Source organism: Burkholderia sp. SRS-W-2-2016, assembly GCF_001931485.1.
Taxonomy (GTDB): domain Bacteria; phylum Pseudomonadota; class Gammaproteobacteria; order Burkholderiales; family Burkholderiaceae; genus Paraburkholderia.
In genome coordinates, this window is sequence record NZ_MSDV01000059.1 from 22,961 (window position 1) to 37,559 (window position 14,599).

The window sequence follows — 14,599 nt, forward strand, 5'->3', positions numbered from 1 at the left end:
AGGCGTGGATCGACGTTCGACCCACGGAGCTGCGATGAACAAAAATTTGTGTCTGCTTGCCGCCGCCCTTGTTGCGCTGGGCGCCTCCAGCTCAGCCGCCGCGGCGAGCCGCGACGAACAGGCCCACGCCTGCCGTGGCGACGCGATGCACTTCTGCGCCGCGGAAATTCCGAACGAAGAGAAGATCACCGCCTGTATGAAGCAGCACGTCGACGAGCTGAGTCCGGCATGCCGGGCAATGTTCAAGGGCGGCAAGAAGGGCGAGCACAGCCCGAAGCAATAACGCGGCGCGCGACTGGCGGTTTTATTTCCGCTCGGTTACGGTGGCGCATACCCACCTCAACCCAGCACTGGACCGTCCCGCCCATGAGCCGCCCGACCACGCAGATCTTCGACGCCGCCGCCAGCGCGCGCCTGATGCCGTATGCCGCTCTCGTCGACGCGCTCAAGCGCGCGAGCATCGATTACGCGCAGCAGCGCATCGTCAGTCCCGAACGGCTCGTCGTACCGCTGAACGCCGGCGGCATCATGCTGTCGATGCCCGCGACCGCGCCCGACCTCGCGATTCACAAACTCGTCAACGTGTGCGCGAGCAATGGCGCGCGCAATCTGCCGACGATTCACGGCCAGGTGATGGCCTGCGACGCCGACACCGGCGAGACGCTGTTCGTGCTCGACGGCCCGACCGTGACCGGGCGCCGGACCGCGGCGATGTCGATGCTCGGCATCGCGACATTCGCCGCGCGCGCGCCGCGCGAATTTCTGCTGATCGGCACCGGCACCCAGGCGCTCAATCATCTGGAAGCGATCGGCGAGCTGTATCCGGACGCGCGCGTGTGGGTGAAGGGCAGCGCGCCGGCGCGCGCCGACGCGTTTTGCGCCGCGCAGCGCGGCAAGGTGCGCGAACTGCAGCCGCTCGCGCCCGGGCTCGCGGCGCTGCCCGAGTCGATCGATGCGGTGATCGCGCTGACCACCAGCCGGCAGCCGGTCTACGACGAAGCGGCGCGCGCCGGGCGGCTCGTGATCGGCGTCGGCGCGTTCACGCCTGAGATGGTCGAGATCGGCGCGAGCACGCTCGCCGGCAGCGCGTTGTTCGTCGACGATCTGGCCGGCGCGAAGCACGAGGCCGGCGATTTCATTCAGGCGGGTGTGGACTGGGCGCGGGTCGGCGGGATCGCGGCCGTGTTGCAGAACGCGCAGCCGCTGCCGGCGGGACCGGTGGTGTTCAAGAGCGTCGGCTGCGCGGCGTGGGATCTCGCCGCGTGCCGGGTCGCGCGGGCGGCGCTGGCGGGTAATTGATACGGTGAATGCGGCGCCGACGGCCGCCGCCGGAATTGCAAAAAATCCCTTAAAAACAGGCCTCTGCCGCAGGGTGTTGGCATCTTGCGCCAAGCTGCGGCAGATGTTGCCGTGCAAACTATCCCAAAACGTTGCACCATAGGCGTTTGCCGGAAAAAGCGCCACGTGGACGTGTGCCGTTGACCCGTTCGCGATTCGCCGATTCCTGATCGACGCCTTTTCTCTAGACGCTGCGACCGTGCCATGACGACCCAACAAGCTTCCGCCACACCCGACCTGCCGCTCGACATGATCATCTTCGGCGGCACCGGCGACCTGTCGTTCCGCAAGCTGCTGCCTGCGCTTTACATGGCGCATCTGCACTGCAATCTGCCGCCCGAAACCCGCATTCTGACGATCGGCCGCAAGCCGTGGTCGCGCGACGAATACATCGCCGAATTCATGGAGCAGAAGGCCAAGCCCTTCATCGAAAAGAAAGCGTTCGACGCGGCCGCGTGGGACAAATTTCTCGCGCTGTTCGAATACGTGCGGATGGACGTCGATGCGCCGGACGACTACCAGCGCCTGAAGGAAGCGTCGCGCGACGGCGTGCGCCGGGTGTTCTATCTGGCCACGTCACCGGATCTGTTCACCAACATCTGCGAGAACCTGTCGACGGCCGGGCTCGTCGATGCTCACTCGCGAGTCGTGCTCGAAAAGCCGCTCGGCCACGATCTGGCGTCCGCGCAGGCGATCAACACCGCGGTCGGCAAGCATTTCAGCGAAGCGCAGATCTACCGGATCGATCACTACCTCGGCAAGGAAACCGTGCAGAACCTGATGGTGCTGCGCTTCGGCAATCCGATTTTCGGGCCGCTGTGGCAGGCGCCGTATATCAAGAGCGTGCAGATCACGGTGGCCGAAACGGTCGGCGTCGGCAGCCGCGCGGGGTTCTACGACAAGACCGGCGCGCTGCGCGACATGGTGCAGAACCACCTGCTGCAGCTGCTATGCATCGTCGCGATGGAGCCGCCGGTGTCGCTCGACCCCGACGCGGTGCGCGACGAAAAGCTCAAGGTGCTGCGCTCGCTGCGGCCGATGACGCCCGAGGACATCGCGCGCGACACGGTGCGCGGCCAGTACACGGCCGGCGCGGTCGACGGCGAAGCGGTCAAGGGCTACCTCGAGGAAGACAACGTGCCGGCCGGCAGCCGCGCGGAGACCTTCGTCGCGCTGCGCGCGAAGATCAACAACTGGCGCTGGGCCAACGTGCCGTTCTTCCTGCGTACCGGCAAGCGGATGCAGAAGAAGCTGTCGGAGATCGTGATCGAATTCTCCGAATTGCCGTTCTCGATCATTCCGAGCGGCGGGCGCACTTACGGTAACCGTCTGGTGATCCAGTTGCAGCCGGAGGAATCGATCCAGTTGCAGATGCTCGCGAAAGAGCCGGGCAGCGGCATGCATATGCTGCCGGTGAACCTGAATCTCGATTTGCAGCAGGCGTTCACCGAGCGTCGCGCGGAAGCGTACGAGCGCCTGTTGATCGATGTGATTCGCGGCCGCCTCACGCACTTCATGCGGCGCGACGAACTCGAGGCCGCATGGGCGTGGGCCGAGCCGATTCTCGACGGCTGGGCGAAGTCCGGCGAGCGGCCGCGTTCGTATTCGGCGGGCACGTTCGGGCCGGCGGCATCGACCGCGCTGATGGCGCGCGAAAACGCGGTGTGGGCGGAGGAATCGCAGTAACGCTGTGGGGTTGAGCAGGGGCGCGCCGGCCCGATGGTTTGTCGGTGGCGTGCGGATTCAGGCGGCTCGTTACGTTCGTAGGGACGTCACGAGCCGCGGTCGTTTACGGGTTAAGTGGCGCAGGCAGGCCTCGGTGGCCGGCTACGTCGGGCGGCCGCGCCGATCATTAGTCATCCGGATCATTCGATCCGCACGTGTTGAGCGAGAAAATCCAGCCACGCGCGCACGCGCGCCGGCAGCGGGCCGCCGCGGCCGAGATAAACCGCGTTGACCGGCTCGGTGTCGCCGGGGGCGAATTCGTCGAGCAGCACCGTCAGACGTCCCGCGCGCACGTCGTCGCGGACCTGAAACGCGGCGAGCCGCGCCAGTCCCACGCCCGCCAGCGCCAGTTGCCGCAGTGTGTCGCCGTCGCTGGCGAGCGCGTTGCCGTCGACCGGCACTTCGATCCTGCCGTCGCGCGGATCGAGCAACGGCCAGCCGTTGACCGCGCGTGAGAAACCGAAGCCGAGCCGGTTATGCGCGCGCAGCTCGGCCGGCGTGCGCGGCGTGCCGCGGCGCTCGAGATACGCGGGCGCGCCGACGATCACCATCGCCGCGTCGCCGAGCTTGCGCGCGACCATCTGCGAGTCCTTTAGCGGGCCGCTGCGAATCGCGACATCCGTGCGTTGTTCGAGCAGATCGACGACCTGATCGGTCAGCACGAGATCGACCGTAATGTCCGGGTGCGCGTCGAGAAAGGCCGGCAGCAGCGGCACCAGATAGTGGCGGCCGAGCGGCACGTTCGCATGCACGCGCAGACGGCCGCGCGGCGTAGCGCCGACCGCGGCGCTACGCTCGGTCTCGTCGAGTTCGGCGAGCACGCGTACGCCGCGTTCGTAGAACACGCAGCCCTCGGGCGTGAGTTGCAGATTGCGCGTCGAGCGATTCAACAGACGCGCGCCCAGCCGCGTTTCGAGGCGCGCCACGAGTTTGCTGACCGCCGATGGCGCCATGCCGAGTGCGCGCGCCGCCGCGGAAAACCCGCCGAGCTCGACTGCCCGCACGAACACTTCGAGTTCGCCGGAGCGGTTCACGTCCAATCGTGCCATCGTGAGTTCAGTTCACAGGTGATGTGCCAGCGGGCAGTCTACCGAAACCCCGTACGCGCCGATATCTTCCGCTTACTCGACATAACGGACGGAGTCTGGCGATGAACACGGTAAAGACAACGAAGAAAGTGGCATTGGCGGCCGGCGCGCACGGCGTGATCGGCCGCAATCTGATCGACCATCTGGCCACGCTCGACGAGTGGGACGTAATCGGTCTCGCGCGGCGCGCGGGCGCTGCGCACGGCCGCGTGCAATACGTGGGCGTCGATCTGCTCGACGCGGCTGACACGCGCGCGAAGCTGCGCGCGCTCGATCACGTCACGCATGTGTTTTACGCGGCCTACCAGGACCGCGGTAGCTGGGCCGAACTGGTCGCGCCGAATCTCGCGATGCTGACGAACCTGCTCGACGCGCTCGAGCCGGTCGCGGCGGGCCTCGAACACGTGAGTCTGATGCAGGGCTACAAGGTGTACGGCGGTCATCTCGGGCCATTCAAGACGCCGGCGCGCGAAGACGACGCGCAATTCATGCCGCCCGAATTCATGTTCGATCAGCAACGCCTGCTGGAAGCGCGGCGGACGAACGGGCGCTGGAACTGGTCGGCAATCCGTCCCGCGGTGGTCGGCGGGATCGCGCTCGGCAATCCGATGAATCTCGCGCTGGCGATTGCCGTCTATGCATCGATGTCGAAAGAACTGGGTTTGCCGCTGCGTTTTCCCGGCAAGCCGGGCGCCTACGACAAGCTGCTGGAAATGACCGATGCCGGTCTGCTCGCGCGCGCGACCGTCTGGGCCGCGACCGAGCCGCGCGCGGCGAACCAGGCGTTCAATATCGGCAATGGCGATCTGTTTCGCTGGAACGACTTGTGGCCGAAAATCGCCCGTTATTTCGGGCTCGAGGTTGCGCCGCCGTTGCCGTTGTCGCTGGCCACGGTGATGGCCGACAAAGCGCCGCTGTGGGACGCGATGGCGCGCAAGCATGGTTTGCAGCCGGTCGCCTACGAACAGCTATCGTCATGGCGATTCGCCGACTTCGTTTTCTCCTGGGACTACGACATGTTCGGCGATGGCTCGAAGGCGCGGCGCTTCGGCTTTCACCAGTTCGTCGACACGGAAACCATGCTGTTCGGTATTTTCGACGAGTTGCGGCGGCGTCGGTTGATTCCGTGATTGATTGGTTCTGCATAACACGTTGATTTCATCGCGATTGAGCCTATGATTGTTTTCCTTTTCCGCGCGGTACGGCGGCATCCTTTAAGGAGGAGATCGATGAGGCGAATTCTCGTGGCATTGAGCTGGGCGGCGAGCGTGGCAATCATGGTCAATCCGGGCGCTTGCGGCGGTAGCGAACTCAATGCCGCGGCGGGTGCGCCGAAGGTGATCATCGACAGCGACTACAACACGCTCTCCGACGACGGCCAGCTCGGCGTGATGGCCGCGCAATTGCAGGCGCGCGGAGCGCTGAAAGTACTCGGCATTACCGTCGTGTCGGGCAACCAGTGGCTGATGCAGGGCGTGGCCGATGCGTTGAAATCGGTCGAGCGTCTGGGCGTCGAAAATCGGATCGGCGTGTATGCGGGCGCCAATTACCCGCTGTCGCATAACTACGCGACGATCCAGCAGGAACTGAAAGCATTCCCCGGCGGCGACGGTTATCTCGGCGCGTGGAGCATGCCCGAACCGAAATCGGCGAGCGACCTCGTTGCGCCGCCGGACGGTTTTGCGACGCACACGAAGGTGCAAAGGCAGAGCGCGGTCGATTTCATCGTCGACTCGGTGAAGCGCTATCCGGGCGAGGTCACGATACTCGCGATAGGGCCGCTGACCAATATCGCGCTCGCGACCCGCGAGCATCCGGAGATCGTGCCGCTGATCAAGCAGATCATTTACATGGGCGGCGCGATCGAGGTGCCCGGCAATACCACGCCGACCGCCGAGTTCAACTGGTGGTTCGATCCCGAGGCGGCGAAAACGGTGCTGCGTTTGCCGATCAGACAGACGGTGATTCCGCTCGACGTGACCAACACCGTGCAGATGGACAAGGCGCTGTACGATCGCGTCGCGCACGATCCGGCGAAGCAGACCATCGTCACGCAGTTGTTCAAAACGCTGAACGGCTATGGCTACGATGGCAAGAACGGCTTCGAGACGAACCCGAATTACACGACCAACATCTGGGACACGCTGACGCTGGCTTACCTCATGCATCCGTCGTTCGCGACGCAGACGGTCGACGAGTGGGTGGACGTGGATGCGGGTTTCGGCGCCAACGATGGCAAGGCAACCGGCTATAAAAGTTCGCCGCCGGCGGGGTTGCAGAAAATGACGATCGTCAAACGTTTCGACAATCCGGCCTTTTTCGATTTCTATGTCGATCTTTTGACGCGGCCGGTGCCGGTGAAATTACCGGACTAAGATTTTTTAAATGCGCGCGGGTTACGGGCCTACACACGGGTCTACACGCGGGCCTACACCCGCCTCAGGCGGGATGCAGGCCGCGCAACAACTGCCGCACTCGCGACAGATCCTGCTCGACGTGACCGGCTTTCTCGAACAGCTCCGCGAGCCAGTCGACGAATGCGCGCACGCGGGGCGACACCCGACGGTTTTTCACGTAGGCGACCGAGACCGGCATCGGCACCGGTTTCCATTGCGGCAGCACTTCGCGCAGCAGACCCGAATCGAGGTAGGGCTGCGCGGCGACCCGCGCGGGCTGAATCAGCCCGAGGCCTTGCAGACCGCAGCTCAGATAGGCCTGTTCGTCGCTGACCTGGATGAAGCCTTTGAGCTTGACGCTGAGCGCTTCGCCGTCCACTTCGAAGTCGAAATCGCATTCGCGGCCGTTATGCGGCGACACGCAATTGACCGCGACGTGCGCGCGCAACTCGGCGAGGTCGGCGGGCGCACCGTGGCGGGCCAGGTAGTCGGGGCTCGCGCAGGTGACGTGCTCGAGGGTGCCGAGGTGTTTGGCGACCAGATTCGAATCGGGCAATTCACCGAGCTGGATGCTGCAGTCGATTGCTTCGGAGACCAGATCGACGGTCCGGTTGCTGACACCGATGGTGAGATCGAGGTTCGGGTAGCGGGCATGGAAGTCGTCGAGGGCTGGCAGCACGATTGCGCCGGCGACGGCGCTGGGCATTTCGATACGGAGGCGGCCGGCCAGGTTGTCGGTTGCGTGACGGATGCTGGCTTCCATTTCGTCTATGTCGGCGAGGATTTGCGCGCAACGCTCATAGTACGCGGCGCCTTCCGGCGTGACGCTCAGGCGGCGGGTTGTACGGACTAATAGTGCTGTGCCCAGCAGGGCTTCCAGGTTCTGGACGATTGTTGTTGCGGTTGCACGCGGGATGTTTAATGACTCCGCTGCGCGGGTGAAGCTGTTGGTGTCCACGATTCGGATGAATGTGCGCATTGCAGTTATTCTGTCAATCACGGGGCATACTCCTTGATGGTGGTGGTTTTTTTTGCCTGCGGCAGTGGGGCTGTTTTTTTTGGTTCTTTTGGTGGTTTTTCTTCTTTTCGGTGTTCTGTTGTTGTTGGCCTTTCCTTGAATTGTTATTGGTCTATTAGCGTTGCCCCTGTGCGGGGCGGCACCTACTTTCTTTGCTGCTGCAAAGAAAGATAGGCAAAGAAAGCAGCTTCACACCGCTAACTCTTAAGCGGGAACCGTAGCGGGCCACCGGTAGTGGTGCATCTGGAATCCGTGTTTCCGCACACTCCGCGGTAGTGACAAAGCCGTCATCGGCTCCCACTCCGCACTGCGTGCGTCGCGGACGGGTATGCAAGGGAAAGCGGTGGTGTTCTTATTGTTTGTGGGGGCCATCGGCTGCGCCTCGGCGAGACGCGAAAAACGGCCGATTGTTTGGCTTCCGGATTTCGGCGCGCGGAGCGTCGCCGGAAGAATGACTGCTTTGTCACCGGGGTGGAATGTGCGGGAGCACAGATTCCAGATGCACCACTACCGGTGGTTGACCGAGGGACCCGCTTAAGAATTAGCGGTGTGAAGCTGCTTTCTTTGCCTATCTTTCTTTGCAGCAGCAAAGAAAGTAGGTGCCGCCCCGCACAGGGGCAACGCTAATAGACCGACAAGAAAACAAGGAAAGGCCAAAAGCAATAGAGCACCGAAAAGAAGAAACAGAAGCCCGCGCCGCAGGCGCAAAAACCCCCACCCACTGCGCGAGCAAAAAAAAGAACCCCCAGTTACTTCCGTAACGAATCAATATCCACTACAAACCGATACTTCACATCACTCTTGAGCATCCGCTCATAAGCGTCATTGATGTTCTGCATAGGAATCAACTCGACATCAGAAGTGATCCCATGCTCACCACAAAAATCGAGCATCTCCTGCGTCTCGGCAATCCCGCCAATCAACGACCCAGCGAGCCGGCGCCGCTTGAAGATCAGATTGAACACCTGCGGCGACGGATGATCGTGCTCCGGAGCACCCACCAACGTCATCGTCGCGTCCCGCTTCAGCAGGTTCAAAAACGGATTCAGATCGTGCTGCGCTGCCACCGTATTCAGAATGAAATCGAAGCTATTCACATGCGCTTCCATCTCCGCGGCATTCTTCGACACGACCACTTCATGCGCGCCAAGCCGCTTCGCATCCTCGATCTTCGACGGCGACGTCGTAAACAGCACCACATGCGCCCCCATCGCCCGCGCCAGCTTCACACCCATATGGCCGAGGCCACCGAGGCCGACGATCCCGACTTTCTTGCCCGGACCCGCACCCCACGTGCGCAGCGGCGAATACGTGGTGATCCCCGCGCACAGCAACGGTGCAACACCGGCCGGATCGAGATTGGTCGGCACCCGCAGCACGAACTCTTCGTCGACCACGAGTTGCGTGGAATAGCCGCCATACGTGACCTGGCCGTCGACGCGGTCCACACCGTTATAAGTACCGACCCAGCCATTCTCGCAATACTGCTCGAGACCTTCCTCGCAACTCGAACAGGTGCGGCACGAATCGACCAGACAGCCGACGCCCACCAGATCGCCCACCTTGTATTTCGTCACGTCCGGACCGACCGCCGTCACGCGGCCAACAATCTCATGACCCGGCACCACCGGATAAACCGTGTTCTTCCATTCGTTGCGAGCCTGATGCAGATCGGAATGGCACACGCCGCAGAACAACACTTCCATCTGCACGTCATGGGCGCGCGGTGCGCGGCGCTGGAATTCGAACGGGGCGAGCGGCTTGGTGGCGTCGCTCGCTGCATAGGCGTAAGTCGTGCTCATGGGTAACTCCAGCAAAAGAGGGTGGTCGAGCAAGAGTGCGGCGCGTCGGCGATGCGCGACCTGAGTCGCGGAGGCGGGCGCCGCAGCATGAACCGGGATCGGGCGCGAGCGTAGGTGGATGTCGTTCACAACCTGACGGGACACACATCCCATCGCGGTGAAGACCGGCACGCTGCGCGGCAAAAAAGGCGATCCGGCAGGGTTCCCATCTTAGGAGCCGGCCCGCGCTCGCGGAATGCCTGATCGTCTTGAAGCTTTGCCTAAAACTCCTGAGCGACGGCGCAGTAGATCTTTTGATGCTAAATTTCAAGCATTATTCTCTCGCCCGTCACTATATCGTCATGGTCACTGAAGCTGTCGTTCCCATTACAAACGACCCCGCGCACCGGCGCGTACTCGAACTGTTCGATCTGCTCGCGCCCAATGCCGGCATCACGCATTCGAGCGTCGAGGGCGTGAACCTGATGCGCGCGAACCGGCCGATGCCGCGCATGCCGGTGATGTACGAGCCGTGCATCGTGATCGTCTGCCAGGGACGCAAACGCGGTTATCTCGGCGATCAGGTGTTCAGCTACGACGCGCAGCAGTACCTGGTATTGTCCGTGCCGCTGCCGTTCGAATGCGAGACCGAGGCCAGCGAGCAGGAGCCGTTCCTCGGCATCTCCGTGCGCGTCGATCTGACCATGGTCGCCGAACTGCTGATGACCCTCAACGAAAGCCAGGGCATCGCGCAGCACGAGCCGGTCGGGATCTATTCGACGCCGCTCGATCCCGCGCTCAGCAACGCGGTGCAGCGTCTGATGGAAGCACTCGCCGCGCCGCTCGACGCGCGCATTCTGGCGCCGGGCATCGTGCGCGAAATCTGTTATCGGGTGCTGACCGGCGAGCAGGGCAACGCGATTCGCGCGGCCCTCACGCATCAGAATCACTTCGGCCGGATCGCGAAGGCGTTGCGCCGCATCCATGCGGATTACCACGGCTCGCTCGACGTCGATACGCTCGCGGCCGAAGCCGGCATGAGCCTCGCGGTGTTTCATGCGCAGTTCAAGGCGGTGACCACCACCTCGCCGATGCAATACGTGAAGACCACACGCCTGCATCACGCGCGGCTGTTGATGGTGCAGGACGGCCTGAACGCGGGCGCGGCCGCCGCGCGCGTCGGCTATGAAAGCGCGTCGCAATTCAGCCGCGAATTCAAGCGGCTGTTCGGCCTGAGTCCCGGCGACGAAGTCAAACGGATGCGCGTCGCTCACGATGCGCCGCCGCGTCCGGTCAAGCCGGTGCCGCGTTACGTTACTGCGGTCTGACGCAGCCGCAAGCGCCCAGGTGTTCCATTCGTGCCGGCCTATACTTTTTGAGCGTTGCCCGCTGCTTCACTCACCAGGAGTCGCATCATGGCCAAGCCCGCTCTGTATGTCCGTCTGGAAGCCAAACCCGGCAAGGAAAAAGAGGTCGAAACGTTTTTGCTCGGCGCTCTGCCGCTGGTCGAACAGGAACCGGCCACCGTTACGTGGTTCGCTTTGATGCTCGAACCGTCGATCTACGCCATTTTCGACACGTTCGACGACGAAGCCGGCCGCGACGCGCATCTGCAGGGCAAGGTCGCGGCGGCCTTGATGGCGAAGGCCGGCGACCTGCTGGCAACGCCGCCGAACATCGTCAAGCTGGACGTGCTGGCGGCGAAACTGCCCGGCTGAAGGCCGCTTACGCGCCAGCCGCGCCGATCCCACGCTGGTCGTCGTAGTGCGCGCGCTTCTCGTCGTACATCAACAGATCCGCGCGTTGCACGCCCGCTTCGAGCCGGTCGCCGCGCTGACAGGTGGCAGCGCCCATCGAGAAGCTCAGCGGCGAGCCCGGATAGAACTGATTGTTCAGTTCCACCAACTGACGAATCGCGTCGATCATCGCCGCGCCGCCGCGCTCGTCGGTGTCGGGCATCAGGATCGCGAATTCGTCGCCGCCGATCCGCGCCGCGTGGAACGGCGCTTCCGTCGCCTTCGCGAGGACTTCGCCGGCGCGGCGCAGCAGCGCGTCGCCGGCCGCGTGGCCCAGTTGATCGTTCACGCGTTTCAAACCGTTCAGGTCGGCCATGATGATCGTCACCGGCCACGGCCCCTTGCGTTCGAGCCGGTTCAGTTCGTCCACGTAGAACGAGCGGTTGCGCAGCTTGGTCAGCACGTCGTGCTTGCCGAGGAATTCGAGGTACGCCTCGGCCTTCTTGCGCGCGGTGATGTCGGTCAGCGCGACCAGCACGAGACCCCAGGTGTCTTCGTGGCCGGGCAGCACCGAGAATTGCAGGTGCACGTGCACCTCGCTGCCGTCGAGCGAATAGTTCAGCACCTCGCGTTGCTGGAATAGTTTGTTGTCCCACAGATCGATCAGCTGCTCGCGGAAATGCGCGCGCATGTCGTCGCGGAACACGTCGGCCACGCGCGAGAGCAGCGTCTTCTTGTCTTTCGCGGCGAACATCTCCAGCGTGTGCTGGTTTACGTCGAGCACGTGAATTTCCGCCATGCAGCGTTCGACGAATTCCGGGTGGACGTCGGTAAACACGCGGAAATCGTTGATGCCGGCCGCGCGCGCACCGTCGAGCAGGCGTTTGACCGCGCTGAAATCCTCGACCCACAGCGACACCGGCGAATATTCGAACAGTCCGCGCGCGTATTGCTCGGCGAGCGTGACGCGGCGCCGCGCGCTTTCGAGTTCGGTAATGTCTTCGGTCGACACCAGCACGCGATCCCAGCGCTCCTCGTGACCGGGCAGCACCGAGCCCTTGAGCAGCACGTCGAGCCGCCGGCCGCCGAGCGTGTAGTTGACCGTGTGGCTCGAGAAGTGCAATTGCCCGGCCCACAACTGGCAGAGTTCCTCGAGATGCGTCTTCAGCATGTCGTCGCGAAACACCGACGCGAGGTTGGTCGTCAGCGCGTTGAAATCGGCGGCCTCGAACTGCGCGAGCGTCTGGCGATTCACCTTGATCACGCGGATGCGATGCGCGCATTCGGCCACGCGGCGTGGATCTTCGGCGAAATGCGCGCGCAGGTCGGTCACGCCGGCGGCGCGCCACGCGTCGAACAGCGCGCGCACGCCGCTGAAATCCTCGAGCCATAGCGACACGGGCGCGAGCTCGAACATTCCGGAGTCGTCGTTGATCGGCGCGGCGCCGCTCTTCAGGATATCCAGCATGGGGTTCTCGGGATCGGAAGTGCGGCTATTTTATGTCGGCCAGACGCTGGCCGGAACTGGCGAACCGATGGCGTGTGGCTTTTTCGCCGATGTGCCTACGCCGCGATCGCCTCGCTTAGCCGGGCGGCGGCGCGGGTGCTCCGCGTCGGTGTTCTGCGTGCGCGAGCGGCCCTTGCTACACTCGATCGCCATGCGTTCCTAAGCGCATGGTCCGCACTCCGTTTCTCCAATTACCGGGAAAACGCCGTCATGAAACCATCGTTACTGGTGCTGATCCAGTTGAGCGACGCGAGCCGCGCGAGCATCGACGCCGCGTTCGACGTCATCTACGCCCCCGATCCCACCCGCCGTGAAGCCGCGCTCGCGAGCCACGGCGCGACGATCCGCGCGGTGCTGACCAACGGCACGACGGGACTCGCGGCCGCCGATATCGACCGCATGCCGCAACTCGAACTGGTCAGCGCGCTGGGCGCCGGCTACGAAAACCTCGCGCTCGATCACGCGCGCTCGCGCGGCATCGTGCTCGCCAATGGTGCGGGCACCAACGCGGATTGCGTCGCCGATCACGCGTTCGCGTTGCTGCTCGCGGTGGTGCGCGACGTGCCGCAACTCGACCGCGCGACCCGCGAAGGTGCATGGCGCGATCATCTGCCGATGCTGCCGGGCGTGTCGAAGCGGCGCCTCGGTATCGTCGGACTCGGCCAGATCGGCGCGAAGCTCGCGCGGCGCGCGGCCGGCTTCGACATGGAGGTCGGCTATCACAACCGCCAGCCGCGCGCGGATGCGCGGTCGCTGCGTTATTTCGACAGCGTCGTCGCGCTTGCGCAATGGAGCGACTTTCTCGTGATCGCGACGCCCGGCGGCGCGGCCACCCGTCATCTGATCGACGAACAGGTGCTGGCGGCGCTCGGGCCGCAAGGCTTTCTCGTCAACGTATCGCGCGGCAGTGTGGTGGATACCGCCGCGCTGGCTCGCGCACTAGCGGGGCAAACGCTGGCGGGCGCCGCGCTCGACGTCTACGAAGGCGAGCCCGACGCACCGACGGCGCTCGTCGGACTGCGCAACGTGGTGCTGACGCCGCACATCGGCGGCCGCTCGCCGGAGGCGATCACCGCGTCGGTCGATAACTTCCTCGAAAACGCGCGGCGCCATTTTGCCGGCGAGCCGGTGCTGACGCCGATCTGAAGCCAGCCCCGGCGAGCGGAGCCTGGGCTTTCGCGCAGCTTACTTGTCGTCGTCGCGCGTCGCGCGCGTGCCGATATATTCGTACTCCTCGGTATTGAGCCGGGAAATCCGCAGTTCGACCGTGCTGCGATGATACGAATACGCGATCCGGCGAATCTCCAGCAGCGGCGCGCCGACTTCGACACCGAGCTGCTCGCTTTCGAGCGGATTGGCGAGCGCGACGCTCACGCGCTCGTCGGTATCGACCACGTTGATGCCGAAACCGTCCTGGTAGAAGTTGTACAGCGTATTCGGCCGGTTGCGCAGCTTGCTTTCGGTCAGTCCCGCAAACAGCGCTTCGGGCACCGTGATGTGTTCGATCAGCACGGTCTTGCCGTGCAGCGCGAGACCGTTGACGAACTGCAGCACCCGCGCGCCGGTCTCGATACCGAGCACGGCCGCCACCTCGCGCGACGCGCGCGCCTTCCTGAACTCGATCAGCGTGACGACCGGATAAGCCTTGTCGCCGTCGCGCCGCACCACGCGGAAAAAACGGAAGAAGTGGCGGTCGCGCTGATGCATCGCGACGAAGGTGCCCAGACCCTGATGACGGATCAGGATGTTCTCCGCGCACAGTTCGTCGATCGCTTTGCGCAGCGTGCCGATCGACACGCCGAAGCGTTCGGCGAGGCGTTTTTCCGAAGGAATGCATTCGCCGCCTTTCCATTCGCCGTCGGCGAGCGCCGCGAGAATCGCGCTCTTCACTTCCTTGTATCGCGTGCCGCCCAGCGCGGGCCCATTGATGGCGAGCGTGCTCATGAAAACCTCCCGAAGATGCGAGTCGTGCCGCTCGCTGGATTGAACCCGACCCGATTCTAAACGACC

Annotated in this window: 13 protein-coding genes; 8 read left to right on the forward strand and 5 right to left on the reverse strand. The window is 63.9% G+C overall.

From position 1 onward, the window contains the following. The first annotated feature begins 34 nt into the window (after positions 1-34). The 3 genes from BTH42_RS25600 to zwf all read left to right on the forward strand — a co-directional run bounded on the left by BTH42_RS25600 (position 35) and on the right by zwf (position 3,024). Positions 35-283 (forward strand): hypothetical protein, encoded by a 249-nt coding sequence (locus BTH42_RS25600; RefSeq protein ID WP_075303968.1) that lies wholly within the window; start codon positions 35-37, stop codon positions 281-283. A gap of 83 nt (positions 284-366) precedes the next feature. After that, positions 367-1,299 carry a bifunctional Delta(1)-pyrroline-2-carboxylate/Delta(1)-piperideine-2-carboxylate reductase gene (lhpI, locus tag BTH42_RS25605; protein ID WP_075303969.1) on the forward strand — a complete coding sequence of 311 codons (933 nt, stop codon included), beginning with the start codon at positions 367-369 and terminating at the stop codon, positions 1,297-1,299. A gap of 243 nt (positions 1,300-1,542) precedes the next feature. Beyond that, entirely contained in the window at positions 1,543-3,024 is a 1,482-nt protein-coding gene (zwf, locus tag BTH42_RS25610) for a glucose-6-phosphate dehydrogenase (protein ID WP_075303970.1), read from the forward strand. A gap of 179 nt (positions 3,025-3,203) precedes the next feature. Here the strand turns inward: zwf and BTH42_RS25615 are convergent, their stop codons facing one another. Then, the gene (locus BTH42_RS25615) at positions 3,204-4,112 is read right to left on the reverse strand and encodes a LysR family transcriptional regulator (RefSeq protein ID WP_075303971.1); all 909 of its coding nucleotides are present in this window, start codon (positions 4,110-4,112) and stop codon (positions 3,204-3,206) included. A 101-nt stretch (positions 4,113-4,213) separates the two neighbouring features. Here BTH42_RS25615 and BTH42_RS25620 point away from each other — a divergent pair, with 101 nt between their 5' ends. Both BTH42_RS25620 and BTH42_RS25625 read left to right on the forward strand, forming a co-directional pair. Continuing rightward, positions 4,214-5,281 (forward strand): SDR family oxidoreductase, encoded by a 1,068-nt coding sequence (locus BTH42_RS25620; protein WP_075303972.1) that lies wholly within the window; start codon positions 4,214-4,216, stop codon positions 5,279-5,281. A 99-nt stretch (positions 5,282-5,380) separates the two neighbouring features. Continuing rightward, positions 5,381-6,526, forward strand: a complete 1,146-nt coding sequence (locus tag BTH42_RS25625; RefSeq protein ID WP_075303973.1) for a nucleoside hydrolase — start codon at positions 5,381-5,383, stop codon at positions 6,524-6,526. A gap of 64 nt (positions 6,527-6,590) precedes the next feature. Here the strand turns inward: BTH42_RS25625 and BTH42_RS25630 are convergent, their stop codons facing one another. Further along, a complete protein-coding gene (locus BTH42_RS25630) occupies positions 6,591-7,547 on the reverse strand; it encodes a LysR family transcriptional regulator (RefSeq protein WP_075303974.1) in 957 nt (318 codons plus the stop codon). A 767-nt stretch (positions 7,548-8,314) separates the two neighbouring features. Then, on the reverse strand, positions 8,315-9,367 hold the full coding sequence (locus tag BTH42_RS25635) for an NAD(P)-dependent alcohol dehydrogenase (protein WP_075303975.1): 1,053 nt from the start codon (positions 9,365-9,367) through the stop codon (positions 8,315-8,317). Between the two features lie 341 nt (positions 9,368-9,708). Here BTH42_RS25635 and BTH42_RS25640 point away from each other — a divergent pair, with 341 nt between their 5' ends. Both BTH42_RS25640 and BTH42_RS25645 read left to right on the forward strand, forming a co-directional pair. Beyond that, positions 9,709-10,674 (forward strand): AraC family transcriptional regulator, encoded by a 966-nt coding sequence (locus BTH42_RS25640; protein WP_075304025.1) that lies wholly within the window; start codon positions 9,709-9,711, stop codon positions 10,672-10,674. Between the two features lie 87 nt (positions 10,675-10,761). Beyond that, a complete protein-coding gene (locus tag BTH42_RS25645; RefSeq protein ID WP_075303976.1) occupies positions 10,762-11,064 on the forward strand; it encodes a putative quinol monooxygenase in 303 nt (100 codons plus the stop codon). Positions 11,065-11,071: 7 nt separating this feature from the next. On the opposite strand, the gene BTH42_RS25650 is transcribed toward BTH42_RS25645, so the two are convergent. Next, positions 11,072-12,550 carry a sensor domain-containing diguanylate cyclase gene (locus BTH42_RS25650; RefSeq protein ID WP_075303977.1) on the reverse strand — a complete coding sequence of 493 codons (1,479 nt, stop codon included), beginning with the start codon at positions 12,548-12,550 and terminating at the stop codon, positions 11,072-11,074. A gap of 249 nt (positions 12,551-12,799) precedes the next feature. Here BTH42_RS25650 and BTH42_RS25655 point away from each other — a divergent pair, with 249 nt between their 5' ends. After that, the gene (locus BTH42_RS25655) at positions 12,800-13,735 is read left to right on the forward strand and encodes a 2-hydroxyacid dehydrogenase (protein ID WP_075303978.1); all 936 of its coding nucleotides are present in this window, start codon (positions 12,800-12,802) and stop codon (positions 13,733-13,735) included. A 39-nt stretch (positions 13,736-13,774) separates the two neighbouring features. Here the strand turns inward: BTH42_RS25655 and BTH42_RS25660 are convergent, their stop codons facing one another. Next, positions 13,775-14,533 (reverse strand): GntR family transcriptional regulator, encoded by a 759-nt coding sequence (locus tag BTH42_RS25660; protein ID WP_075303979.1) that lies wholly within the window; start codon positions 14,531-14,533, stop codon positions 13,775-13,777. Positions 14,534-14,599: the final 66 nt, after the last annotated feature.

Coding starts and splice junctions, on each gene's coding strand:
- BTH42_RS25650 (WP_075303977.1), bottom strand. CDS start 12,550: ATGCTGGATATCCTGAAGAGCGGCGCCGCGCCGATCAACGACGACTCC.
- BTH42_RS25620 (WP_075303972.1), top strand. CDS start 4,214: ATGAACACGGTAAAGACAACGAAGAAAGTGGCATTGGCGGCCGGCGCG.
- BTH42_RS25625 (WP_075303973.1), top strand. CDS start 5,381: ATGAGGCGAATTCTCGTGGCATTGAGCTGGGCGGCGAGCGTGGCAATC.
- BTH42_RS25600 (WP_075303968.1), top strand. CDS start 35: ATGAACAAAAATTTGTGTCTGCTTGCCGCCGCCCTTGTTGCGCTGGGC.
- BTH42_RS25660 (WP_075303979.1), bottom strand. CDS start 14,533: ATGAGCACGCTCGCCATCAATGGGCCCGCGCTGGGCGGCACGCGATAC.
- BTH42_RS25635 (WP_075303975.1), bottom strand. CDS start 9,367: ATGAGCACGACTTACGCCTATGCAGCGAGCGACGCCACCAAGCCGCTC.
- BTH42_RS25645 (WP_075303976.1), top strand. CDS start 10,762: ATGGCCAAGCCCGCTCTGTATGTCCGTCTGGAAGCCAAACCCGGCAAG.
- lhpI (WP_075303969.1), top strand. CDS start 367: ATGAGCCGCCCGACCACGCAGATCTTCGACGCCGCCGCCAGCGCGCGC.
- BTH42_RS25640 (WP_075304025.1), top strand. CDS start 9,709: ATGGTCACTGAAGCTGTCGTTCCCATTACAAACGACCCCGCGCACCGG.
- zwf (WP_075303970.1), top strand. CDS start 1,543: ATGACGACCCAACAAGCTTCCGCCACACCCGACCTGCCGCTCGACATG.
- BTH42_RS25615 (WP_075303971.1), bottom strand. CDS start 4,112: ATGGCACGATTGGACGTGAACCGCTCCGGCGAACTCGAAGTGTTCGTG.
- BTH42_RS25655 (WP_075303978.1), top strand. CDS start 12,800: ATGAAACCATCGTTACTGGTGCTGATCCAGTTGAGCGACGCGAGCCGC.